We start from the raw sequence: 24,399 nt of genomic DNA, 5'->3' as shown, positions 1-24,399 counted from the left end.
CACCCGCCCGGACGCGCGGCGCCGGGAGCCTCTCGGCCCCCGACGCCGACGGCGTCAGCGGCGTCGGGTGATCTTCTCCTGGTCGACGTCCTCGTCACCGAGCGCCTCGGTCGGCTCGTCCTGCGGGACCAGGTCGTCGGCCTCGCCGGCCTTGAACTGCGACGTGAAGTCGCCGATCGCGTGCTCGAGCGCCTTCTCGGTGTCGTCGTCGAGCTTCTTCGTCTCGCGGATGGCCGCGAGGATGCCGCCGTCGTCGGTGCGACGGAGGTAGTCGAGGAACTCGCGCTCGAAGCGGCGCACGTCCGAGACCGCGACGTCGTCGAGGTGACCGGTCGTCCCGGACCAGACCGAGGCGACCTCCTCCTCGACCGGGTACGGCGACGCCTGCGGCTGCTTGAGCAGCTCGACGAGCCGGGCGCCGCGGGCGAGCTGCGCGCGGGAGGCGGGGTCGAGGTCGGAGGCGAACATCGCGAACGCCTCCATCGCGCGGAACTGCGCGAGGTCGAGCTTGAGGCGACCCGACACCGACTTCATGGCCTTGATCTGCGCGGAGCCACCGACCCGGGACACCGAGACACCCACGTCGATCGCGGGGCGCACGTTGGCGTTGAAGAGGTCGGCCTGCAGGTAGATCTGGCCGTCGGTGATCGAGATGACGTTCGTCGGGATGTACGCCGAGACGTCACCGGCCTTCGTCTCGATGATGGGTAGACCCGTCATCGAACCGGCCCCCATGTCGTCGGAGAGCTTCGCGCAGCGCTCGAGGAGCCGGCTGTGCAGGTAGAAGACGTCGCCCGGGTAGGCCTCGCGGCCCGGCGGGCGGCGCAGCAGCAGCGACACGGCGCGGTAGGCCTCGGCCTGCTTGCTCAGGTCGTCGAAGACGATGAGGACGTGCTTGCCCTCGTACATCCAGTGCTGGCCGATGGCCGAGCCGGTGTAGGGGGCGAGGTACTTGAAGCCGGCGGCGTCGGAGGCCGGGGCGGCGACGATCGTCGTGTACTCCATCGCGCCGGCCTCTTCGAGCGTGCCGCGCACGGACGCGATCGTCGAGCCCTTCTGCCCGATGGCGACGTAGATGCAGCGGACCTGCTTGTCGGGGTCGCCCGACTCCCAGTTCTGGCGCTGGTTGATGATCGTGTCGACCGCGACCGTGGTCTTGCCGGTCTGGCGGTCGCCGATGATGAGCTGGCGCTGACCGCGACCCACGGGGATCATCGCGTCGATCGCCTTGATGCCCGTCTGCAGCGGCTCGTGGACCGACTTGCGCTTCATGACGTTCGGCGCCTGGAGCTCGAGCTCGCGGCGGGCGGAGGCGTCGATCTCGCCGAGGCCGTCGATCGGCTGGCCGAGCGGGTTGACGACGCGGCCCATGTAGGCGTCGCCCACGGGCACGGAGAGGACCTCACCGGTCCGCTTGACGCTCTGCCCCTCCTCGATGCCGGAGAAGTCACCGAGGATGACGACACCGATCTCGTGGACGTCGAGGTTGAGCGCGAGGCCGAGCGTGCCGTCCGCGAACTCGAGCAGCTCGTTGGTCATGACCGAGGGAAGCCCCTCGACGTGGGCGATGCCGTCACCGGCGTCGGACACCCGGCCGACCTCTTCGCGGGAGGCCGCGCCGGGCTCATAGGACTGGACGAACTGGTCCAGTGCGTCCCGGATCTCCTCCGGACGGATCGAAAGCTCCGTCATCGTTGTCTCGTCTCCTCGTCGTCCGGCCCCGACACGTGGTCGATGGCCATCGGTGTGCTGCTCTGCGTGGTGATGTGCGTGTGGGATGTCACCGACATCACCACGGGATGAAGTTGTGTCGCGTCAGGCGTCCATGGCCCGACGGGCCTGTTCGAGGCGACGCACGACGGTGCCGTCGACGACCTCGTCGCCGACCTGGATGCGGATGCCGCCGATGACCTCGGGCACGATGACGATCCGCAGGTCCACCTTGCGCTCGTACAGCCGCTCGAGGGCGGCGACGAGCCGGTGTTGCTGCTCGCCCGTCAGGGGCTGGGCCACCGAGACGAGCGCGGCGAGCCGGTCCCGCCTCTGCTCACCGACGGCGAGGTAGTGCTCGATCGTCGAGTCGAACCGTCGCCCGCGGGGGTGACGGACCGCCTGCAGGAGCAGCCGGCGCGTCTCGGGGTGGACCCGACCCTGCGTGAGGGCATCGACGACCGACTCCTTGCGCTCCCGCGGAAGACGGGTGTCGTTGAGGCCGTCCCGCAGGTCGCCCGCGCCGGCGACGGCGCGCTCGAAGCGGAACAGCTGCTCCTCGACGTCGTCCCCGCGGCCGGCCGCCTCCGCCATGGCGAACTGCACGTCCACCGCGGCGGTCTCGAGCGCCGTGACGAGGTCGCTCTCGGAGGACCAGCGCTGAGCTGCGGCCGCCTTGACGACGTCGACGGTCGCGTCGGAGACGCGGCCGCCGAACACCCGGCCGACCAGCTCGCTCTTGGCACTCCCCTCGCGCGACGGGTCGCCGACGGCACGGCGCAGGGCCGCGCTGCCGTCGAGGACCGCGACCACGGAGAACAGGTCGTCCGAGAGCGCGGCCCAGTCGACGCCGGCGTCGAGGACGCGCTGCGTGGCCTCGCGCACCTGCGCCTGCGCGCTGCGCGACACGCCCTGCATCAGTGCTGTCCCTCCGCGCCGACGTGCGCCGCCGGGGTGGGCGTCCCGTGGCCGACGGCCTCCGGACGGACACGGCCCGCCTCGAGCTCCTCGAGGAAGCGGTCGACGATGCCGGACCGACGCGTCTCGTTGTGCAGGGACTCGCCGACGATGCGGCTCGCGAGGTCGGTCGACAGGCGCCCCACCTCGGAACGCAGCGAGGTCAGCGCCTGCGCGTGCTCGGCGCGGATCTGCTTCTGCGCGCCCTCGGTGATGCGGGCCGCCTCGGCCTGGGCCTGTCCCCGCATCTCGGCGATGATCGAGGCGCCCTGCTCGCGCGCCTCCTCGCGGATGCGCGCTGCCTCGTCCCGGGCGTCGGCGAGCTGCTGCTCGTAGCGACGCTTGGTCGCCTCGGCCTCGCGCTGCGCCTCCTCGGCCTGGCTCATGCCTCCCTCGATGGCGGCCTTGCGCTCGGCGTAGGCCTTTTCGAGGTTGGGCACCACGTACTTCGCGATGACCGCCAGGAAGATGAGGAAGACGACCAGACCGAAGACGAGCTCCACGGGGTTCGGCAGGATCGGGATGGCGGCTGCCTCCGGATCCTCCGCACCGGCCGCGGCGGCCAGGCCGGCGGCCGTGGTCAAGCCAGATAGCTGCACTGTGGTCTCCTTGCGCGTCGGCCCGGTCGGGCCGGGTGGATCAGAGTCGGATGAAGAAGAGCACCAGCGCGAAGATCGCGAGCGCCTCGGCGAGGGCGAAGCCGAGGATGGCGATCGGCTGCAGGAGGCGGCCGGCCTCGGGCTGACGCGCGACGCCGTTGATGTAGGCGGCGAAGATCAGGCCGACGGCGATGGCCGGGCCGATCGCGGCCAGGCCGTAGCCGATGAGGGTGACGTCACCAGTCACGATGTTGCCTCTTTCGTTCTCGTGGATCTGCCGGCGGCCGAGTGCCGCCCAGCTCTGAGGGGTTCTATTCGGTTGTGGCAACCGCGCGCGGGGCGCGGAAACTGTGGGGCCGAGCGGGCTCAGTGCTCGTCGGCGAGGGCGCCGCCGAAGTAGCTCGCGGCGAGGAGGGTGAAGACGAAGGCCTGCAGCACCTGGACCAGGATCTCGAAGGCCGTCATGACGAAACCGAGGATCCACGCCGGGATGGTGACCAGGGCCAGACCGATACTGCCGGACGTCAGCAGCAGCCAGCCACCCATGATGAAGACGACGAGGAGCATGTGACCCGCGAACATGTTGCCGAAGAGTCGCAGGGCCAGCGTGAGCGGGCGCGTGATGAAGTACGTCAACAGCTCGAGCGGCACGATGAGCGGCATGAGCCAGCCCGGGATGCCCGGGGGGATCATCCACTTGAGGTAGCGGCCGAACCCGCCGTGCTTCTTGATGCCGATCCAGTGGTAGACGACGTACACGATGAGCGTCAGGGCGATCGGGAAGCCGATGCGGGCCATGGGCGGCATCTGGATGCCGGGGATGACGCCGCTGAGGTTGCTGAGCAGGATGAACGTGAACAGCGCGAACAGCAGCGGGACGAACCGCATGAAGTCCTTGGTGCCGATCATGTCGCGCGCCACGTTGTTGCGCACGAAGTCGTACACCTGCTCGGTGAACCACTGCCCCTTGCTCGGCACCGCGGCCGCGCGACGCGTCGTCGTGACGAGCCACACCGAGAGCACGAGGGCCACCAGCGTGAGCACGACCATGGGGCGGGTCAGGGCGATCGTCGTGTTGCCCACGTGACCGAACGTGACCAGCGGCTGCCAGAAGTCCGCGACCTTCGGGGGGAAGTGACTGTCGCCCTCGGCGGCCACCACGGCACCGAGGGAGGCGCCCCAGGCGTTCAGACTCACGGATTCTCCTTGAAGCTCGGCAGCGGTCGGGGTTGCGGGAAGGGGGTGGGCGCGACGACCTGAGTGGAACTTGGTCGACCGCTCATGATTTACCGTACCGGAGCCAGACGACGTACAGCGCCAGCGCCATCCCCAGGAGCAGGCCCAGCGGGGTGAGGAACACGGTGTCCAGCCACCGGTCGAGCCCCCATCCCAGCGCACCGTACGCGACGGGGCCGGCGATGAGGTAGGCGCTGACCGTGCCGCCGATGGACTCGCCCCGGGAGTAGCTGCGGCGTAGGGTGCCGTCACCCTCGCGCGGGGTGTGGGCGCTCATCGGACCGCCCCGCCGAAGACGAGGGCCCGGGAGGTGGTGAAGCCGCGGATCTGCCCCACCTGCCAGGCGAGGCAGGCCGCGATGCCGCCGACGGCGACGCCGACGCGGTCGATGACCTCGACGTCCCGCAGCGCGAGGGCGAGCGCGGTGAGGGCGATGAGCTGCCCCGCGTAGACCACGAAGGCACCGAGCAGGCTCATCCTGGCCACGGCGCCGGGGCCGGCCACGACGAGCGCGAGGGCGCCGACCCCGATCGCGAAGGCGAGGGTGACGACGGCGCCCGCGCCGAGGGCCGAGGCGGCGGCGACGGCCCCGCGCAGCGGCCACAGCACGGCGGCGGCGATCCCCGTGGCGGCACCGGCGGCGACGGAGCCACCGCGGATCATCCGCCCGATCGGCGCGCGACGTCGGCCGGCGCGATGGGGTGCACGCGGCATGTTGCGCCTTCCTGGGCGGGGTCGGGACGGGCGGTTCCTACGGGTCGCATCGTGCTCCGTTTCGGCCGATCACGCCAACGGGTGATTCGCACGAGCACGCGACCGGGACGTCCGCCCTGCATCTTGCTTGTGAACGCTATCACAAGCGTCGCGAGCCGTCCGTCCGCGGTCGGAGCCGCTCAGCGGCGGCGTTCGCCCGCCGGCGCCGCGCCCGCAGCCCGCGCGCGGGAGGCCCGGCGGTCGAGCCAGTCGGGCAGCTTGGCAGTGAGCAGGAGCGCGACGAGGACGGCGACCGCGATGGCCGCGACGGGCCAGAAGCCGTCGACGAAGGCGAACGAGACGACGCCGAAGGCGACGATCCCGGCCCACAGGTACAGGAGCAGCACGGCCCGGCGGTGGGTGTGGCCGATGTGCAGCATCCGGTGCTGCAGGTGCTGGGCGTCGGGGGTCCACGGCCGCTGCCCGCGGCGGGTGCGTCGGACGACGGCGAGGGTCATGTCGAGCAACGGGATCGACATCACTGCGAGCGGCAGGGCGATCGGCAGGTACAGGGCCACCTGGGCGTTCGCGTTCACCTGGGCGCTCGGATCGATGTTGCCGACCATCGAGATGGTCGTCGCCGCGAGCAGCAGCCCCAGCAGGAGGGAGCCCGAGTCGCCCATGAACAGCCGGGCCGGATTGAAGTTGTGCGGGAGGAACCCGAGGCAGGCGCCGAGCGTGGCGGCGGTGATGAACGTGGCCGTCGACATGACGTTGGGCGGGTCGAAGGTGTAGCTGAGCTGGTAGGCGTAGAGGAAGAACGCGAGCGAGGCGATGGCGACGATCCCCGCGGCGAGCCCGTCGAGACCGTCGATGAAGTTCACGGCGTTCGTCGACACGAGCACGATGACGACGGTCAGCCCGATGAGCACTGGCCCCGGCAGCACCGTCACCCCGAACAGCGGCAACGACAAGAGCTGGACGCCGAAGAACGCCATGGCGCCCGCCGCGATCGTCTGACCGGCGAGCTTGGTGAGCCAGTCGAGCTCCGTCACGTCGTCGAGGGCCCCCACGGCGGTGACGATGGCGGCCCCGATGAGGACCCCCCGCATCTCGGGGCTCTCGAAGATCTGCGACAGGTGCGGCAGCCGGCCGGCGACGACGGTGGCCCCGACGAAGCCGAGGAACATCGCCACTCCCCCGAGCCGCGGGATGGGGTGGGTGTGCACGTCACGGGCCCGCACCGCCGTGACGGCGCCCACGCGGATGGCGAGCGCGCGCACCATCGGGGTCGTCGCGAACGTGATGGCCGCCGCGACGACGCAGACGAGGAAGTACTCGCGCACCTGCCCTCAGCCCCGGGGGCCGGGCTCGGTCGAGCGGCGAGGGGCCCCCACGTCGTCGGAATCGTCGGCGTGGTCGGCGTCGCCGGCGTCGTCGGCCGGAACGTCGGCCCGGTCACCCTCCGGCGCGAACGCCTCGACGAGGACCTCGTCGTCGCTGGGACCCGCCGGCTCCGGGCGGTCGACGGCGGTGGCTCCCGCGTCGCCGTCGCCGGGGGCCGCCGCCCGGGCCGGGCCGGCGACGTCGGTGTCGGTGGCGGGGTCGGTATCGGCAGGGGTGTCGGCCTCGGGCGCGTCGGCGTCGGCGTCGGCGACGTCAGCGGCGGGGGCGTCGGCGTCGGTCGGGTCCCCGACGCCGGCGATGGCGAAGACCTCCGCGGCGGGGACCGCCCCCTCGCGCAGGATGGCGGGGGCGTCCTTCGTGCAGTCGACGATGGTCGAGGCGACGCCGCCGGGCGCCGGGCCCGCCTCGACGTACACCTCGACGGCGTCGCCGAGCTGCTCGCGCGCCTGGGCCGCCGTGGTGGCCGCCGGCTGCCCGTGCCGGTTGGCGCTGGAGACCGCGAGCGGCCCGGTGTCGGCGAGCACCTCGAGCGCGACCTCGTGGTCGGGCATGCGCACCGCGACGGTGCCGTTCGTGTCGCCGAGGTCCCAGCGCAGCGACGCCTGGGCCTTGAGCACGAGCGTGACGGGCCCCGGCCAGTACCGGTCGATGAGGCGCCGGGCGTAGGCCGGCACCTCGGTGGCGAGGCCGTCGACGGTGCGCTTGTTCGGGACGAGCACGGGCGGGGGCATGTCGCGGCCGCGGCCCTTGGCCGCCAGGAGCTCGCCGACCGCCTCCGCGTCGAAGGCGTCGGCCCCGATGCCGTAGACGGTGTCGGTGGGCAGGACGACGAGCGCGCCCCGGCGGACGGCCTCGACGACGAGGGCGAGATCGGGCTCGGGCCGGTCCTGCTGCGGCCCGTCGTCGGACCGTTCCTCCGCGCCGGTGGCGTCGATGACCGTACTCATGGGCCCATCGTAGGAGCCGGGCCCTCCCGGCCCGCCGGCCCGCGCCGACGACGGGCCCGGCGCCACCCGGGGCGACGGGTCAGAACCCGCCGAAGTCACCGCCCCCGAAGTCTCCGCCGAAGTCGCCGCCGCCGAAGTCCCCGCCGAAGTCACCTCCGCCGTCGAAGTCGCCTCCGCCGTCGCCACCACCGTCGCCGCCGTCGGCGACCTGCTCGCCGGCGTCGCCGTCGGTGTCCCAGTCCATGAAGCCGTCGTTGTCGAACATCTCGTTCGCGATGGCCGAGCCGACGAAGGCCCCGGCCACCGAGGTGAGGAGCATCCCACCCAGGCCGATGCCGGCGCCGCCCATGCCCATGCCGCGCCCACCGAACGTCGAGAAGAGCGAGCCGGGGCGCCGCATCTCGAGGCGCGTCGCGGCGCGGGCGAGCGTCCGCGGGTCGTCGCCGCGCACGGGTTCGCCGCTCGCCTCGGTGAGCTGCTGGAGCACCTGACGCCGCTGCTCGGGCGTGAGCTGCGCAAACGCCTCCTCGTGGGCCTGTTCGATGCGCTCCGGCGGGGCCGTCTCGAGGAGGTAGCGGTAGCGGGCGATCGCCTCCTCGTCCCGGTTGCGGCCCGACGCGCCCGGCGCGCCGTATCCGCCCTGGCCGGCCACCCGGTCCTGCGGTCCCGACGTCCCCCACGAGCCCTGGCCCGGCCCGCCGAAGGTGGCCTGGCCGTAACCCTGCTGCCCGTACTGCGGTTGCCCGTGCTGCGGCTGCCCGTACTGCTGCTCGTAGCCCTGCTGACCGTACGGCGGCTGCCCCCCGGACGACCGGCCCTGCCACGACCCGTGGGGGCCCGAGCCGCGGCGGGAGTCGGGGTGTTCGCCTCGGATCGAGCGGCCGGTGAGGTTGGCGATGACGCGATCGAGGAAGCCCATGACGTCTCCTTGGTGGTTCGTCGTGCGGTGGCTGCGGTGCGGCGCTCGTCGGCCGGTCGCGGTCGGAGCGCGGTCCCGCCCGCTGGTCGGTCTTCGCGAGAGTTCTACCCCCGGAGGGCGGCGGCCACACGCGGGCGGCCGGTGAGGTCGGGGTGGTCGAGGACCTCGACGAAGGCCGGCCGGCCGCCGCCCGAGGCAGGGCGGTCGTCCTCCCCCGCCACCTCGGCCGCCGTGATCCCGTCGAACATCGCGAGGATCGACTCGCCCTGGCTGTCGGCGTGCTCCATGAGCAGCAGGCCCCCGGGGCGCAGGAGGCGCGCGGCGGCGAGCGCCATGACGCGCGGGACCCCGAGACCGTCGCCGGGACCGCCGTAGAGGGCGAGCTCCGGGTCGTGGTCGGCCACCTCCGGGTCGAGGGGCACGGCGTCGGCCGGGATGTACGGGGGGTTGCACGTGACGAGGTCTACGCGCCCCGCGAGCTGCGGGAACGCCTCGGCCGCGTCCATCGACCTCAGGTTGACGTCGAGGCCGAGTTCGCGGCCGTTGCGCTCCGCCCACGCCGCCGCGGCCGGGTCGAGCTCGGCGGCGTGGACGCGCGCCGACGGCCACTCGCTGGCGAGGGCGAACGCGATCGCCCCCGAGCCGGTGCACAGGTCGACGACGACCGGCGGTGTCGAGCTCGCGGCGTCGCGCTCCGCCCGCGATCCGGCCACCGGCTCGGCCCCGACGACCGCCTCGCGCCGGCGCAGGTACGACAGCGCGAGGTCGACGAGCACCTCGGTCTCGGGGCGGGGCACGAACACCCCGGGACCGACCCGCAGGGTCAGATGCCGGAAGTGGGCCCGGCCGGTGAGGTGCTGCAACGGCACGCGCCGCGCCCGCTCGTCGACAAGGGCCACGAGCCGGTGCCGCGCCTGCGGCGGCAGCGTCCCGGAGCGCAGGACGACCTGGCGTTCGACCTCACCGGGCTCGACGGACAGGACGTGCGCCAGCAGTGCCACGGCGTCGGCGCGGGACGACGCGATCCCCGCCGCGGCCAGGCGGGCGCCGACCGCGTGTACCGCCTGCGCCACGCTCGGGTCCCGCCCGGCCGACGGGGGCGACGAGGGCGACGACGGGGGCGGCAGGTCGGGCGCCCCGGGCACGGCGGGCGTCACGCGCGGCCCGAGCCGGAGCCGCCCGCCTCGCCCAGCGCCGCCATCCGCGCCGCCTCGTCGGCCTCGACCGCCGACTGCACGACGGGGTCGAGGTCGCCGTCGAGGACCGCGTCGAGGTTGTACGCCTTGAACCCGGTGCGGTGGTCGGCGATGCGGTTCTCGGGGAAGTTGTACGTGCGGATGCGCTCGCTGCGGTCGACGGTGCGGACCTGGCTCTTGCGGGCCTCGCTCGCCTCGGCATCCGCCGCGTCCCGCGCCGCCTGGAGCAGGCGGGCCCGCAGGACCCGCAGCGCCGACTCCTTGTTCTGGAGCTGGCTCTTCTCGTTCTGGCACGAGACGACGATCCCGGTGGGCAGGTGGGTGATCCGCACCGCCGAGTCGGTCGTGTTGACGCTCTGGCCGCCGGGTCCCGACGAGCGGTACACGTCGATGCGCAGGTCGTTCGGCCCGATCTCGACCTCGTCCTCCTCCTCGACCTCGGGCAGGACGAGCACGCCGGCGGCCGAGGTGTGGATCCGGCCCTGGCTCTCGGTGACGGGGACGCGCTGGACCCGGTGGACCCCGCCCTCGTACTTCAGCCGCGCCCAGGGCGCTCCGCCGGGCTCGGGCGCGCCCTTGGCCTTGACGGCGATCCGCACGTCCTTGTACCCGCCGAGGTCGGATTCGGTCGCGTCGATCACCTGGGTCGACCAGCCGCGCCGTTCGGCGTGGCGCAGGTACATGCGCACGAGGTCGCCGGCGAACAGAGCCGATTCCTCGCCGCCCTCCCCCGCCTTGACCTCGAGGATGACGTCGCGGTCGTCGTCGGGATCGCGCGGCAGCAGCAGTCGCCGCAGGCGCTGCGTCACCTCGTCGAGCCGGGCCTCCAGCCCGGGGACCTCGGCGGCGAACGACGCGTCCTCGGTCGCGAGTTCGCGCGCGGCCCCGAGGTCGTCGGCGAGGGTGCTCGCCTCCCGGTAGGCCGCGACGACCGGCCCGAGGGACGCGTACCGCTTGTTGATGCGGCGGACCGCGGTGGGGTCGGCCAGGACCTCGGGGTCGGCCAGGCGCGCCTCGAGCGCGGCGTGCTCGTCGACGAGGGGGCGGGCGGACTCGAGCATGCGAGGCCTTTCGGACGGGAGGGGCACCGTGGTGGGGCTCGGCAATGAGCCGGGGCAAAGGCGAAACGACGACGCCGGCCCGTCGACCTCCGCGAAGGAGGGACGGGCCGGCGTCAGGAGCCTGCTAGGCCTTCTTGCCGTAGCGCTGCTGGAAGCGCGCGACACGACCACCCGTGTCGAGGATCTTCTGCTTGCCCGTGTAGAACGGGTGGCACTGCGAGCAGACGTCGGCGTTGATCGCGCCGGACGTGGCGGTGCTGCGGGTCTCGAAGGTGTTGCCGCAGGTGCACGTGACCGTGGTCGTCACGTACTCCGGGTGGATGTTCTTCTGCACGGGGCTCTCCTTGGTCTCGGGGCTGCCGGGTCGCGCGTCGCGTGTGACGCACGTGAACCGGGGCCGACCTCTCATTGTGCCAGAGCAGAACACCGTCGAGAAACGCGTTGTTCCCCGGCCCCGGTCGTCACTGCCCCGGTCGTCACTGCCCGCCCGAGCGCACCGAGGAGACCGCGGCAGGGGTGTGGGCGGGCAGCGTGATGCGCACGCTCGTCCCCTCCCCCTCGACGGAGGTGACGTCGAGCCGGCCGCGGTGGCGTTCGACGATGCCCTTGACGACGACGAGCCCGAGACCGGTGCCGGGGACCTGCGCCTGGGTGGCGTTCGTCGCCCGGAAGAAGCGCGTGAAGAGCCGTGCCTGGTCGGCCGCCGGGATCCCGATGCCCGTGTCGGTGCACAGGACCTCGACGACGTCGCCGACGGCGCCCCCGCCACCCGGAGCCTGCGGGCCCTCCGAGAGCGCACCGGACGTCCGCACCGCGGTGACCGTCACCGACCCGCCGCGGGGGGTGAACTTCACGGCGTTGGCGATGACGTTCGTCAACGCCCGCCCGAGCTGGGACCGGTCGCCGCGCGCGGTCAGGGGTGCCCCGGCATCGGTCGCCCCCTCCGGAGCACCCTCCACAGGAGCATCGAGAGGACCCTCACCGACGGGGAGCAGCACCCGCAGGTCGACGTCCCCCTTGAGCGCCGCCGGGCGCAGCTCCTCGACGGTGTCGGCGAGCAGCCGCGTGACGTCGACGATCTCGCCGCCGGTCAGCGGGACGGCCGACTCCATCCGGTTGAGGACGAGGAGGTCCTCGATGAGGGCCCGCAGGCGCAGCGCGTTGCGGTCGACGACGTCGAGCATCCGCCGCTGCTCGGGCGTCAGCTCGCCGGCGTCGCCGTCCTCGATCATCTCGAGGTACCCCGAGATGGAGGTGAGGGGTGTGCGCAGCTCGTGGCTCACCGTCGACATGAAGTCGTTCTTCTGCCGGTCGAGGTCCTCGAGCCGGAGCACGTGCTCGGCCCTCGCCTGATCGGCCTCCGCCGAGACCACGCGCGTGGCGATCTCACCGGCGATGTGCTGCAGGGAGGTGATGGTCACGTCCCGCCACCGGCGCTGCCGGTCGTGGTACGAGGCGACGACGACACCGATGACGCGTTCGCCGAGGCCGATGGGGGCGATGACGAGCCCCGCCGTACCGGTCGCGCCGAGCAGGTCGTAGGCGAGGGTCGACGCGTCCGTGTCCGAGCCCGGCTGGAGCACGACGGTCTTGCGCTGCGCCCACAACGAGGCCACCACCCGCCCGAGGGGGCGGCGGGACCGCTCCGGCACGACGAACTCGCTGAGGGTGGCGGTGCCGTCACTCTTGACGACGCCGAGCGTCACGTGATCGATCCCCCCGTCGGCGTCCACCGTCCCGCACGCGACGCGCCCGAGCCGCAGGCCCTCGGCGATGCTGCGGACCGTCTCGGCGACGGCCTCCCGCAGGTCCGTCGCCCGGTGGATGCGCCGCGTCGTCACCGTCTCGACCCGTTGCGCGTTGACCGCGAACGTCTGCTCGTCGAGGAGCCGGTGGTACTCGGCGGTGAGGGCGTTGACGTCGACGGCGAGCTGGCGCACCTCGGAGGCGCCGACACCGGTGTCGGCCCGGGCGTCGCGGTTGCCCGCCCGCTGCCGGCGCATCGTGTCGCGCAGCGCCACGATGGGCTCGGTCAACTCGTTCGACGTGCGCCGGGCGACGAGCAGCGCGAGCGCCATCGCGACGAGGGTCGCGCCGACGACGCGCCACGACGTGCTGATCGCGCCGTCGCGCATGTGCCGGCGCAGGCTCTCGCGCTTCGCGACGACGAGGGTGGTCATCTCGTCGTTGAGGGCGGTGAACTCGTCGAACCGGGCGCGGCCCCGCGCCAGGCTCGCGGCGACGTCCGCGTCGCCCCGGCCGGCGGCCTCGACGGTGCGCCCCGAGATCTCCCACCACGCCGAGATCGCGGCGCGTTGGCGCGCCGCCAGCCGATCGAGGCGGGCCCGCTCGTCGTCGCTCGCGTCGTAGCCGGGGTCGTCCAGGTGACGCTCCAGCTCGAGGAGCTGGGACTCCACCTGCAGGTGGTCTCGCCGGTAGGGCTCGAGGACCGTCCGGCCCGTGGCCGACGCGCGTTCGCTCGCCGGCAGCGCGAGGTAGCCCCGGCCCGCGCTCTGCGCCTCGAGCATGAGGTCGCGGATCGTGCGGTTCGCGTCGGCCGCGGGACCGACGACGCTGATGATCTGGTCCGACTCGCGGCGGATGTCGAAGAGCCCGATGAGGCCCACGCCCGTGATGAGCAGCGTCAGCGACGCGAGCGTGGCCGACAGGGTGAGCAGCCGCCGCCGCACGGACGGGACGCGGCGGCGGTCGTGGGCGGCCCCGGAACCCGCACGGCCCCGGCGTCGGCCGGACCGGCCGAGCGATCCGCGGCCGGCGCCCGGTGGGGGCGGCGCCGCCCTCATGCCGGCGTCCCGCTCGTGCGCGCGGGCTCGTCGACCCGACCCTCCACGTCGAACCCGGTGCGGGTCATGGTCCCCCATTCCTGGCGGCTGCGCCGGATCCCGGCGAGCAACCCCTGGCACCGCCACCAGGCGGTGAGCTGTCGGTACCCCACGTTCTCCGCGACCGAGGCGAGCAGGGTGAGCCCCAGATCGCGCCAGCGGGAGTACTTGTGGAAGGTGAGCTCCTCGATGGCGAGCGCGGCGCAGCTCACGAGCAGCGCGTAGCCGTACGCGAGGGTGAGGAAGAGCAGCGCGTACCCGGGGTCGACGATCCGGAACGCCAGGCCGACGGTCACGAAGACGACGCCCGCGAGCTCGACGACCGGCGCGACGAGCTCGAAGGCCCAGAACCACGGCAGGACGACGAGCCCGATGCGCCCGTACCGCGGGTTCCCGACGAGGCGGCGGTAGGACCAGAGGACCTCCCACAGCCCGCGGTGCCAGCGGCGGCGCTGGGCGGCGAGGACGCGCAGGCTCGTGGGCACCTCGGTCCACGCGATCGGCTCGGAGACGAACTCGATGCGGTAGTCGCGGCGCTCGCGCGTCATCCGCTCGTGCAGGCGCATGACGAGCTCGAAGTCCTCGCCGATGCTCCCGGCCCGCAGCCCGCCGATGTCGACGAGGACGTCGCGCCGGAACAGCCCGAAGGCGCCGCTGATGAGGATGAGGCAGCGCAGGCGCGACCAGCCGGAACGGCCGAGCAGGAACGAGCGCAGGTATTCGACGACCTGGATGCGGGCGAGCCAGTCGCGCGGCATCCCGATCTCGACGACGCGGCCGTCGACGACGCGGCACCCGTTGGCGGCGCGGATGACCCCGCCCGTCGCTACCGTGCGTACCGGGTCCTCGGCGAAGGGCGCGCTCACCGAGACGAGGGCGTCGGGGTCGAGGATCGAGTCGGCGTCCACGACGGCCACGAGGGGCTCGGCGGCGACGTTGATGCCGGTGTTGACGGCGTGCGTCTTCCCGCCGTTCTGCTTGCGGACGACGGTCAGTCGGGTCGCGCCGTCCTGCGGCACGTAGACCCCGAGCACGTCGCCCTCGACGGGGATGTCGGCCGGCACGACCCGGTCGACGCCCACGAGCGAGAACGCGTCGGCGAGACGCTCGAACGTGTCGTCGGTGCTGCCGTCGTCGACGACGACGACCTCGTGCCGCGGGTGGCGCAGCGAGAGCATCGACGAGACCGAGGGGACGATGCCGGCCGCCTCGTTGTAGGCGGGCACGACGAGGGTGACCCCGGGCAGGAGCCGGGACGACACGGCGTCGAGCCGCCACGAGTGCGCGGAGCGGCGCAGGTGGCGGGCGAACTCGGCCGCGGCGCAGAGGATGAGCACGAGGTAGGAGGAGTTGATGAGCACGAAGTAGGCCAGGATCGGCCCGTCGACGACGTCGAACGCGGCCCGCAGGCTCCGGGTCAGCTCGTCGCTCACGACCGGGTCACCGCCGCGACGCCGCGCAGTCCGGCGAGGTGGAGGGCGGCGGACACCGCGCGCGCGGTCGCCGGGTGGGCCAGGCGCTCGGCCTGCAGGACGGCGACGCCCGCGTGACCCGAGTCGAGCAGGGCCTCGGCTGCCACGGCGGCCGTGGCCCGGTCGGGGTCGGAGAGCAGCTCCCTGAGCCGCTCGAGCGCCGTCGGGCCCCCGAGCCGGCCGAGCGCGCGGACGGTGTGCCGCCGCAGGCCGGGCGCGCTGCCGGCCCGGGTCAGACCGACGAGCAGCGGGGCGTCGGCCTCGACGCCGACCCGGCCGAGGCACTCGACCATCGCCTCGAGGACGTCCGGGTCGCGCTCGGTCGGCAGGTGGTCGCGGACGAGCTCCACGGCCTCGGAGTGCCCGGCGTGGGTGGTCACGGTGACGGCGACGGCCCGCACGCCGGGGTCGGGCGCGCCCACCCCGCGGGCGACGGTGTCGGCGGCGTCCTCGCGCAGGGCGAGCAGCGCCTCCGCCGCGATCCAGGCCGGGATGCCCGCGGGCCGGCCCGCCGGGCCGACCCCGTGGTCCACCGCGTCCCCGACCGCCGCGGACCGTCGCCGCTTCCGGCCCGCGCGGGGGCCCGCGGCGCGCAGGAGGGCGTCGGCGGCGGACGCCTCCCCGATCCGGCCGAGGGCCCGGGCGCAGACGACGCGCACGTCCTCGTCGCGGTCGTCGAGCAGCGCGACGAGGCGGGGGCCGGAGGCCTCGTCGCGGACGATGCCCAGCAGGTGCGCGGCGTTCGCCCGGCGCAGGGCGGAACGGGAGCCCAGGGCCGCCCGCGCCCGGTCGATCTCGCCGTGGGCGTCCAACGTCGCCACGATCGCGGTGGCCGGCGCACCCCGGACCTTGCCGAGCATCGCGACGGCGACGGGCCGCAGGCTGCGCCAGGCCGCCGGCGGCAGGGCGGCGAGGGCCGCGGCGGCGCTCCCGTCGTCGTCCTCCCCCGCCGCGACCTCGAGCAGGAGCCGGCGGTGCGGCGCCGCGAGGCGTTCCAGCCGCCGGGCCCGGCGCAGCCGGGTGACGCGGGCGACCACGGTGAGGGCCACGAGGCCGACGCACACGAGCGCGACGGCGACGAGCGAGACGGTGAGCAGCGACCGGGCGGTCACGGCCGGCGCAGCACCGAGGAGACGCGGTGGACGAGCTCGCGCGGGCTGAACGGCTTGATGACGTAGTCCGTCGCGCCGGCCGCGAACCCGCCGTCGACGTCGGAGTCGCGGCTGCGGGCCGTGAGGAGGATGACGGGGACGTCGCGCGTGGCAGGCTCCTCGCGCAGCTTGCGCAGCACGTCGAGGCCCGACAGCCCGGGCATCATCACGTCGAGCACGGCCAACCGCGGCGGGGCCGCCGCGATCGTCTCCCACGCCGCCGCGCCGTCCTCGACGGCGTCGATGACGTAGCCCGCCTGCTCGAGCTTGAACGTGACGAGCTCGCGGATGTCCGGGTCGTCGTCGGCGACGACCACCCGGGTCGGATCTGCGCTCATGTGGGTCCCTGTGCCTCAATCGCCCGCCGGCTCATGCCGGCTCGGTCTACGCCGGTCCCATCGGCGCAGGTCGGGTGCATCTGAGGGTCGGCCGATCCGCCGCGCCGGCGCGGCCAGGGGGGACGCGACGTGGCGACGAGGGCCGCGGACGACGAACGGCCCACCGGGAGGCGATGCTCCGGGTGGGCCGTTCGGGCGCGTCCTGCGGTCCGGGGACCGTGGAACGACGACGCCGCGGGTCAGTCGTCGTCGCCCTTGAGGGGCGAGTTGGACTGCACCTGCATGAGGAACTCGACGTTGTTCTTCGTCTTCTTCAGGCGGTCGATGAGCAGCTCGATGCCCTGCTGCGAGTCGAGCGCGGCGAGCACCCGGCGCAGCTTCCACATGATCTTCAGCTCCTCGCTCGAGAGGAGGATCTCCTCGCGGCGGGTGCTGGAGTTGTTGACGTCGACCGCCGGGAAGATGCGGCGGTTCGCGAGCTGCCGGTCGAGCTTGAGCTCCATGTTCCCGGTGCCCTTGAACTCCTCGAAGATGACCTCGTCCATCTTCGAGCCCGTCTCGACGAGGGCCGTCGCGAGGATCGTCAGCGAGCCGCCGTGCTCGATGTTGCGCGCGGCGCCGAAGAAGCGCTTCGGGGGGTAGAGCGCCGCCGAGTCGACACCACCGGAGAGGATGCGCCCGCTCGCGGGGGCCGCGAGGTTGTAGGCGCGGCCGAGCTTGGTGATCGAGTCGAGGAGGACGACGACGTCGTGCCCCATCTCGACGAGGCGCTTGGCCCGCTCGATCGCGAGCTCGGCCACCGTCGTGTGGTCCAGCGCAGGCCGGTCGAAGGTCGAGGAGATGACCTCGCCCTTGACGGCGCGCTGCATGTCGGTGACCTCCTCGGGGCGCTCGTCGACGAGCACGACCATGAGGTGGACCTCGGGGTTGTTCGTCGTGATCGCGTTCGCGAGGGACTGCATGACCATCGTCTTGCCGGCCTTCGCCGGGGCGACGATGAGCCCGCGCTGGCCCTTGCCGATGGGGCTGACGAGGTCCATGATCCGGGTGGTCAGGATGTTGGACTCGGTCTCGAGCCGCAGGCGCTGCTGCGGGTAGAGCGGCGTCAGCTTGCCGAACTCGACGCGCGGGCGGCTCTGGTCGGCCGGGGTCCCGTTGATGGTGTCGAGGCGCACGAGCGCGTTGAACTTCTGGCGCGGCGGGAGCTGCTCGCCGTCGCGCAGGGCCTTGACGGCCCCGGTGACGGCGTCGCCCTTGCGCAGCCCGTGCTTCTTGACGATGCCGAGCGGCACGTACACGTCGTTGCTGCCGGGCAGGTAGCCGCTCGTGCGGACGAACGCGTAGTTGTCGAGGACGTCGAGGATGCCGGCCACCGGGACGAGCACGTCGTCGGGCGTGATCGACTCGGTCTGCTCGTTCTCGTAGCCCTCGCCGCCGCGGTTGCCCCGGCGCTTGCGGTCGCGGTTGCGCTGCCGGTTGCGGCGGCGCCCCCCGCGCTCGTCGTCGTCGTTGCCGGCCCGGTTGTTGCGCTGCCGGTCACGGCGGTCCCCGCGGTCGTTGCCGTCGCGCGAGTCGTCGTCGTGCCGGGTGCCGCGGTTGTCGTTGCCGCGGTCGCCCCGGTTGTCGTTGCGCTCGGCGCGGTTGTCGTTGCCGCGGTTGTCGTTGCTCCGGTCGGCGCGGTTGTCGTTGCGCTCGGCGCGGTTGTCGTTGCCGCGGTTGTCGCCCCGGTCGCCGCGGTTGTCGTTCCCGCGGTCGGCCCGGTTGTCGCTCCCCCGGTCACCGCGGTGGTCGGCGCCCCGGGTGTCGCCCCGGTCGCCGCCGTTGCGGTCGGCGCGGGGTTCGCCGCGGTCGGGGCGCTGTTCGCCCTGCTCGCCCCGGGACGGGGCGACCTCGGCCTGGGCGGGGGCCTGAGCCTGGGCCGGCTCGGCGGAGGGCGCACCGGCGGCGGCTCCGGCGCGGCGACCACCGCGGCCGGAGCGAGCGGCGCCGGCGTCGGAGCCGGTGGAGGCGGGGGCGGCGGCGACGGTCGGGGCGACGGAGGACACGCCGCGCGAGGCGGCCGGGGCCGGCGAACCGGACCCCTGACGGGCCTTGATCGCGGTGATGAGGTCGCCCTTGCGCATCTTGGCGGTGCCGTCGATGCCGAGGCCGCCGGCCAGCTCCTGGAGCTCGGCGAGCCGCATGGCGGTCAGGCCGCGGCGCCGCGTGGCGCCGGAGTCGGCGACGTCGATGGTGTCGGTCACGAAGGATCCTTCCCCTCGTTTGCGGACCGGAGTGATCCTGGTCCTGGCTTCACGGATGCCCGCCCGCCGCGCATCGCGCCGGCCGGACGGGCCTGTCGTCGTGCTGCATCTGCGCGCCCGCGACCGGTCGGGACGGACGCGGCCGGTGATGGCCGGGACCGACTCGGGTCACGGACGGGGGTACTTCGAACCCGGAACGAGCGCCGAGCCGCGGGAGGTGTCCGATGATCCGGGGACTCCGTTGGGGTTCGGACGCGGTGACGGGGCTCGATGCGCCCCGCACGCCGGCGCCGCAGAGGTGCGCCGACTCGCCGTCACCTCCGGACACGCCTTCGGTCGGCCGATTCACATCGACGACGAGGGAGCGATCCGGGAGGCGTGATCACCGGCGAGGGGCCCTGTCCCGCTCACCCGTCGAGCGCGGATTCACCTGACCCGAACCACCAGGACCGAGCCTGAGGACCGAGTCGTTCCGGACCGCGTGCGACGAGATCGTCGAGCACCACCCCTACGCCTGGATCTCCAGGCAAAGCGTCTTCAATGTAACACGCTCGCCCGCACGCCCTCCGGAGGAACCCCGGGACGCAGCGGCCGCCATCCCGCCGGCACGAGGTCCTCGACCGGCCGCCCGGCGGCCTCGCCGGCGACCGTGAGGACGAGCACGCTGGGGCCGGCCCCGGAGATGGCGGCGGCGTGGCCGGCGGCGCGCAGGGCGTCGACGACCTCCATCGCGCCGCCGAGGGAGGAGCGCCGCTGCTCCTGGTGCAGCCACTCGCGCATCGCGGGCCGCAGCAGGTCGGGGCGGCTCGTCAGGGCGAGGACGAGCAGGCCGGCGCGCGCGGAGTTGAGGGCGGCCTCGACGTGCGGCACGTGCCCCGGCAGGACCGCGCGGGCGGTCGCGGTCGGCAGCTGCACCTCCGGGACGACGACGACCGGCGTGATGTCCGGGTGCAGCATGAGCCGGGCCGTGCGGACGGCGCCGACCGACCCGGGCGCCACGTCGTCGTCGGTCCACGACAGGGTCGCCCCGCCGTAGACGCTCGCCGACGCGTTGTCGGGGTGCCCCTCCAGCCGCCCGGCGAGGTCGTTGACGACGTCGAGGTCGAGCGGGATGCGGCCCGTTGCCTCGCCACGACCGGCCCTACCGTGGCCGTCGACCCCGCCCCGTGGGTCGGCCGGGACGTCGACCCGGTCGGCCCCGGCCTCCGAGGCGTCGGGGGCCAGGCACAGCGCCATCGCGAGGGCGACGCCGCCGACGATGGCCGCGGCCGAGGACCCCATCCCCCGGCCCTGTCGGATCGCGTTGTCGCAGGTGAGCTCGAGCCCGGCGGGCGGGGTCACGCCCCACTCCGCCCAGGCGCGGCGCATCGTCGCGTTGACGAGATGACGCTCGTCGAGCGGGACCCCCTGCGCGTCGCCGCGGACCTCGATGCGCACGCCGGGGGCGTCGAGCGCCCGGGCGGCGTACGTGTCCCAGACCCCGAGCGCGAGACCGACGGAGTCGAAGCCGGGGCCGAGGTTCGCACTGCTCGCGGGGACGGTGACCGACGCGGCGGCGCCCGGCGCCACCGGCGGGAGGACGGCCACCCTCAGTCCTGGAGGCCGAGCGCGGTCGCGATGCTCACCGCGTCGACGCCGACCCGGGTGGGCACGACCTCGGAGCCGTCCGCCGCCTTGAGGGCCCAGGAGGGGTCCTTGAGGCCGTGGCCGGTCACCGTGGCCACGATCGTCGCGTCGGCGGGCACGAGACCCGCGGCGTGGGCCTTGAACAGCCCCGCGATGCTCGCGGCCGACGCGGGCTCGACGAAGATGCCCTCCTCGCTCGAGAGGAACCGGTGGGCGTCGAGGATCTCGGCGTCGGTCACGGAGTCGATGAGGCCGCCCGACTCGTCGCGGGCGGCGATCGCCTGCTCCCACGAGGCCGGGTTGCCGATGCGGATCGCCGTGGCGATGGTGTCGGGCTCGTCGACGGGGTGGCCGAGCACGAGCGGGGCGGCGCCGGCGGCCTGGAAGCCCCACATCGCCGGAGTCGCTGTCGCGGGGCCCGACGTCGCGGCGTCACCCGTCGCGCCGGGCGTGCCGTCGCGGTATTCGCGGTAGCCGCGCCAGTAGGCGGTGATGTTGCCGGCGTTGCCGACGGGCAGCACGTGGATGTCGGGCGCGTCGCCGAGGGCGTCCACCACCTCGAACGACGCCGTCTTCTGCCCCTCGATGCGGGCCGGGTTGACGGAGTTGACCAGCTCCACCGGGTAGTGCTCGGCGAGCTTGCGCGCGACGGTGAGGCAGTCGTCGAAGTTGCCGTCGACCTGCAGGAGGGTCGCGCCGTGGGCGATGGCCTGCGACAGCTTGCCCATGGCGATCTTGCCGTCGGGCACGAGCACGGCACACGTCATGCCCGCCTTCGTCGCGTACGCGGCGGCGGACGCGCTCGTATTGCCCGTGGAGGCGCAGATGACCGCCTGCGCGCCGGCCTTCGCGGCCATCGACATCGCCGTCGTCATGCCGCGGTCCTTGAACGACCCGGTCGGGTTGAGGCCCTCGAACTTCACGTGCACCCGCGCGCCGACGCGCCGGGAGATCTTCTCGGCGGGCAGCAGCGGCGTGCCCCCCTCCCGCAGGGTCACGACCGGCGCCCCCGCGAGCATCGGCAGCCGGTCGGCGTACTCGGTGATGACGCCGCGCCACTGGTGGGCCATGGTCAGTCCCCTTCCACACGCATGACGGAGGTGACGCCGAGCACGATGTCGAGCTCGGCGAGGGCGTCGACGGTCGCCGACAGGGCCGCGTCGGGCGCGGCGTGCGTGACGATGACGAGCTCGGCGCCGTCCTCGCCGTCGGAGTCGGCGTCGCCGGCCGCGAGGCCCGCGGTGACGGCGACGTCCTGGCGCACCTGCTGGATCGACACGTCGTGCCGGGCGAACTCCGCGGCCACCTGGGCGAGGACGCCCGGGCGGTCGGCGACGTGGAGCCGAACGTAGTAGCGCGTGGTCGCCGCGCCCATGTCGAGCGGGCGCAGGTCGGCGTAGGCCGACTCACGGGGGCCGAGGCCGCCGCCGACGCGGTGCCGGGCCGTGGCGACGACGTCGCCGAGGACCGCGGACGCCGTCGGGTCACCGCCCGCGCCCGGCCCGTAGAACATGAGCGCGCCCGCGGCGCGCGCCTCGACGAAGACGGCGTTGAAGGCCTCGCGCACGCCGGCGAGCGGGTGGCTGCGGGGGATCATCGCGGGGTAGACGCGCGCGGACACGCCGGGAGCGCCCCCCTCCGACCCGCCGGCCCCGTCGACGACCTCGCAGATGGCGAGCAGCTTGACGACGCAGTCCATCTCGGCGGCGGCGGCCACGTCGGCGGCGCTCACCTCGGTGATGCCCTCGCGGTAGACGTCGGCGGCGCCGATGCGGGTGTGGAACGCGAGCGACGCGAGGATCGCGGCCTTCGCGGCGGCGTCGAAGCCCTCGACGTCGGCGGTCGGGTCGGCCTCGGCGTACCCGAGGGCCTGCGCCTGGGCGACGGCGTCGGCGAACCCGGCACCCGTCGAGTCCATCTTGTCGAGCACGTAGTTCGTCGTGCCGTTGACGATGCCGAGCACCCGGGTCACGTCGTCGCCCGCGAGCGATTCCCGCAGCGGGCGCAGCAGCGGGATGGCCCCGGCCACCGACGCCTCGTAGTAGAGGTCGACGCCGGCCGCGTCGGCCGCCGCGTACAGGGTGGGCCCGTCCTCGGCGAGCAGGGCCTTGTTCGCCGTGACGACGCTCGCCCCGTGCTCGAAGGCGCGCAGGATGAGGGTCCGCGCGGGCTCGATGCCGCCGACGACCTCGACGACGATGTCGGCCCGGGTCACGAGCTCCTCGGCGTCGGTCGTGAACAGGTGCTCGGGCACCCCGGCCGCGGAGCGGTCCCGGCCGAGCCGCCGCACGGCGATCCCGACGATCTGTAGTCGCCGCCCCACGCGGGCGGCGAGATCGTCGGCGTTCTCGGTGAGCATCCGGGCCACGGACGACCCGACGACGCCGCATCCCAGGATGGCGACGCGTAGCGGCTCACCCTCGACCTTCGCGCTCATGCGCCTGTCCCTCACTCGTGTTCGTCGTTCGATCGGACCCACCCATCCTGCCCGGCGGTCAGCATCCGGACGGGACCCGGTCCAGATCACGGACCCCGCGTGTCGCCCGGGGCCGGCTCACTCGTCGACGTCGAGGGCGAGCAGGTCGGCCACCGTCTCGCGGCGCACGAGCGTGCGGACCCGGCCGTCCGCCGCGGCGACGACCGGCGGACGCGGCACGTGGTTGTACTGGCTGCTCAGCGCGCGGCAGTAGGCGCCCGTGCCCGGGACGGCGATGAGGTCGCCGGGGCGGACGTCGGCGGGCAGGTACTCGTCCATGACGACGACGTCGCCGCTCTCGCAGTGCTTGCCGACGACGCGGGAGAGCATCGGCGGGGCGTCGCTCGCGCGGTTGGCGAGGGTGCACGAGTAGTCGGCCTCGTACAGCGCGGTGCGGACGTTGTCGCTCATCCCGCCGTCGACCGAGACGTAGGCCCGGCGGAGGCCGCCGTCGAGCTCGACCTCCTTGACGGTGCCGACCTCGTAGAGGGTGAACGTGCTCGGCCCGGCGATGGCCCGGCCCGGCTCGAGCGAGACGCGGGGGACCTCGACGCCCTCGGCCCGCGCCTCGCGCTCGACGATGTCGGCCATCTGCGCGCCGATCTGGGCGGGCGTGAGGGGGTGGTGCTCGGAGGTGTAGGCGATGCCGAAGCCGCCGCCGAGGTCGAGCTCCGGGCAGACGTGCCCGTGGTCGCGGGCGACGCGGGCGTGCAGCCCGAGCACCCGGCGGGCGGCGACCTCGAACCCGGCGGTCTCGAAGATCTGGCTGCCGATGTGGCTGTGGAAGCCGAGCAGGGTCATCGTCGGCTCCGCGAGGACCCGCTCGGCGGCCTTGTCGGCGTGGCCGCCGGCGAGGCTGAAGCCGAACTTCTGGTCCTCGTGCGCCGTCGCGATGTACTCGTGGGTGTGCGCCTCGACGCCCACGGTGACCCGCAGCATGACCGGCGCGACGACGTCCAGCTCGGCCGCGACCGACGCGATGCGGTCGAGCTCGTCGAAGCTGTCGGCGACGATCCTGCCCACGCCGTGGCGCAGCGCCGCCTCGATCTCGCCCCGGGACTTGTTGTTGCCGTGCATCTCGATCCTCGCCCCGGGGACGCCCGCCCGCTGCGCGACGGCGAGCTCGCCGCCGGAGCACACGTCGAGGCCGAGCCCGTCCTCGGCGATCCAACGCGCCACCGATGTGCACAGGAACGCCTTGCCGGCGTAGTACACGTCGGCGCCGCCGAACCGGGCGAACGCCTCCGCCACGCCGTCGCGGAACGCCCGCGCCCGGGTGCGGAAGTCGTCCTCGTCGAGCACGTACGCGGGGGTGCCGACCTGCGCGGCCAGCGTGACGGCGTCGATCCCGCCGACCTCGAGGCGCCCCCGCTCGTCGCGGCGCACCGTCCGCGGCCACAGCGGCTCGAGCAGGTCGTTGACGTCGTCGGGCGCCGGCAGCCACTGCGGCGGCCCGCCGTACCCCTCGGCGTGGAGGGCGCCGGCCTCGTGTGCGCGCATGTCGTGGTCCTTCGTCTCGGGGTGG

22 protein-coding genes are annotated in these 24,399 nt (G+C 73.7%); all 22 read right to left on the bottom strand.

Going from position 1 to position 24,399, the window contains the following annotated elements:
- Positions 1-54: 54 nt before the first annotated feature.
- Entirely contained in the window at positions 55-1,692 is a 1,638-nt protein-coding gene (atpA, locus tag ICW24_RS04115; RefSeq protein WP_226344445.1) for a F0F1 ATP synthase subunit alpha, read from the bottom strand.
- A gap of 123 nt (positions 1,693-1,815) precedes the next feature.
- The gene (locus ICW24_RS04110) at positions 1,816-2,628 is read right to left on the bottom strand and encodes a F0F1 ATP synthase subunit delta (RefSeq protein WP_226344444.1); all 813 of its coding nucleotides are present in this window, start codon (positions 2,626-2,628) and stop codon (positions 1,816-1,818) included.
- Positions 2,628-3,266, bottom strand: coding sequence for a F0F1 ATP synthase subunit B (locus ICW24_RS04105; RefSeq protein ID WP_226344443.1), 639 nt, complete (start codon positions 3,264-3,266; stop codon positions 2,628-2,630). The genes ICW24_RS04110 and ICW24_RS04105 overlap by 1 nt, the downstream gene beginning before the upstream one ends.
- A 40-nt stretch (positions 3,267-3,306) precedes the next feature.
- Positions 3,307-3,513: an ATP synthase F0 subunit C gene (locus ICW24_RS04100; RefSeq protein WP_226344442.1), complete on the bottom strand. Its 207-nt coding sequence runs from the start codon at positions 3,511-3,513 to the stop codon at positions 3,307-3,309.
- A 119-nt stretch (positions 3,514-3,632) separates the two neighbouring features.
- The gene (gene atpB, locus ICW24_RS04095) at positions 3,633-4,463 is read right to left on the bottom strand and encodes a F0F1 ATP synthase subunit A (protein WP_226344441.1); all 831 of its coding nucleotides are present in this window, start codon (positions 4,461-4,463) and stop codon (positions 3,633-3,635) included.
- 82 nt (positions 4,464-4,545) lie between these two features.
- Positions 4,546-4,779 carry an AtpZ/AtpI family protein gene (locus tag ICW24_RS04090; protein ID WP_226344440.1) on the bottom strand — a complete coding sequence of 78 codons (234 nt, stop codon included), beginning with the start codon at positions 4,777-4,779 and terminating at the stop codon, positions 4,546-4,548.
- Positions 4,776-5,216, bottom strand: coding sequence for a hypothetical protein (locus tag ICW24_RS04085; RefSeq protein WP_226344439.1), 441 nt, complete (start codon positions 5,214-5,216; stop codon positions 4,776-4,778). The genes ICW24_RS04090 and ICW24_RS04085 overlap by 4 nt, the downstream gene beginning before the upstream one ends.
- 179 nt (positions 5,217-5,395) lie before the next feature.
- Positions 5,396-6,541: an MraY family glycosyltransferase gene (locus ICW24_RS04080; RefSeq protein ID WP_226344438.1), complete on the bottom strand. Its 1,146-nt coding sequence runs from the start codon at positions 6,539-6,541 to the stop codon at positions 5,396-5,398.
- A 6-nt stretch (positions 6,542-6,547) separates the two neighbouring features.
- Entirely contained in the window at positions 6,548-7,549 is a 1,002-nt protein-coding gene (locus ICW24_RS19615) for an L-threonylcarbamoyladenylate synthase (RefSeq protein WP_307781288.1), read from the bottom strand.
- Positions 7,550-7,628: 79 nt separating this feature from the next.
- On the bottom strand, positions 7,629-8,468 hold the full coding sequence (locus ICW24_RS04070) for a hypothetical protein (protein WP_226344437.1): 840 nt from the start codon (positions 8,466-8,468) through the stop codon (positions 7,629-7,631).
- Between the two features lie 104 nt (positions 8,469-8,572).
- Positions 8,573-9,541: a peptide chain release factor N(5)-glutamine methyltransferase gene (gene prmC, locus ICW24_RS04065; protein ID WP_226344436.1), complete on the bottom strand. Its 969-nt coding sequence runs from the start codon at positions 9,539-9,541 to the stop codon at positions 8,573-8,575.
- Between the two features lie 80 nt (positions 9,542-9,621).
- On the bottom strand, positions 9,622-10,725 hold the full coding sequence (gene prfA / locus ICW24_RS04060) for a peptide chain release factor 1 (protein ID WP_226344435.1): 1,104 nt from the start codon (positions 10,723-10,725) through the stop codon (positions 9,622-9,624).
- A 124-nt stretch (positions 10,726-10,849) separates the two neighbouring features.
- Positions 10,850-11,059, bottom strand: coding sequence for a 50S ribosomal protein L31 (gene rpmE, locus ICW24_RS04055; RefSeq protein ID WP_226344434.1), 210 nt, complete (start codon positions 11,057-11,059; stop codon positions 10,850-10,852).
- A gap of 142 nt (positions 11,060-11,201) precedes the next feature.
- Complete coding sequence (locus ICW24_RS04050; RefSeq protein ID WP_226344433.1) at positions 11,202-13,415, bottom strand: ATP-binding protein; 2,214 nt, start codon at positions 13,413-13,415, stop codon at positions 11,202-11,204.
- Between the two features lie 110 nt (positions 13,416-13,525).
- Positions 13,526-15,001: a glycosyltransferase family 2 protein gene (locus ICW24_RS04045; protein ID WP_226344432.1), complete on the bottom strand. Its 1,476-nt coding sequence runs from the start codon at positions 14,999-15,001 to the stop codon at positions 13,526-13,528.
- On the bottom strand, positions 14,998-16,152 hold the full coding sequence (locus ICW24_RS04040) for a HEAT repeat domain-containing protein (RefSeq protein ID WP_226344431.1): 1,155 nt from the start codon (positions 16,150-16,152) through the stop codon (positions 14,998-15,000). Before ICW24_RS04040 ends, ICW24_RS04045 begins: the two co-directional genes overlap by 4 nt.
- Positions 16,149-16,529: a response regulator transcription factor gene (locus tag ICW24_RS04035; protein ID WP_226344430.1), complete on the bottom strand. Its 381-nt coding sequence runs from the start codon at positions 16,527-16,529 to the stop codon at positions 16,149-16,151. Before ICW24_RS04035 ends, ICW24_RS04040 begins: the two co-directional genes overlap by 4 nt.
- 239 nt (positions 16,530-16,768) lie before the next feature.
- Positions 16,769-18,772 (bottom strand): transcription termination factor Rho, encoded by a 2,004-nt coding sequence (rho, locus tag ICW24_RS04030; protein ID WP_443588036.1) that lies wholly within the window; start codon positions 18,770-18,772, stop codon positions 16,769-16,771.
- Positions 18,773-19,309: 537 nt separating this feature from the next.
- Positions 19,310-20,359, bottom strand: a complete 1,050-nt coding sequence (locus tag ICW24_RS04025) for a homoserine kinase (protein ID WP_226344429.1) — start codon at positions 20,357-20,359, stop codon at positions 19,310-19,312.
- A 2-nt stretch (positions 20,360-20,361) separates the two neighbouring features.
- Positions 20,362-21,468, bottom strand: a complete 1,107-nt coding sequence (thrC, locus tag ICW24_RS04020) for a threonine synthase (RefSeq protein ID WP_226344428.1) — start codon at positions 21,466-21,468, stop codon at positions 20,362-20,364.
- A gap of 2 nt (positions 21,469-21,470) precedes the next feature.
- Positions 21,471-22,835, bottom strand: a complete 1,365-nt coding sequence (locus tag ICW24_RS04015) for a homoserine dehydrogenase (RefSeq protein ID WP_226344427.1) — start codon at positions 22,833-22,835, stop codon at positions 21,471-21,473.
- 117 nt (positions 22,836-22,952) lie between these two features.
- A complete protein-coding gene (gene lysA, locus ICW24_RS04010) occupies positions 22,953-24,374 on the bottom strand; it encodes a diaminopimelate decarboxylase (RefSeq protein ID WP_226344426.1) in 1,422 nt (473 codons plus the stop codon).
- Positions 24,375-24,399: the final 25 nt, after the last annotated feature.

The sequence above is a fragment of the Agilicoccus flavus genome (assembly GCF_014857905.1).
In the GTDB taxonomy this organism is placed as follows: Bacteria; Actinomycetota; Actinomycetes; order Actinomycetales; family Dermatophilaceae; genus Agilicoccus; species Agilicoccus flavus.
Note: the sequence above shows the minus strand (reverse complement) of the source record. Positions and strands in the feature narration are given on the sequence as shown.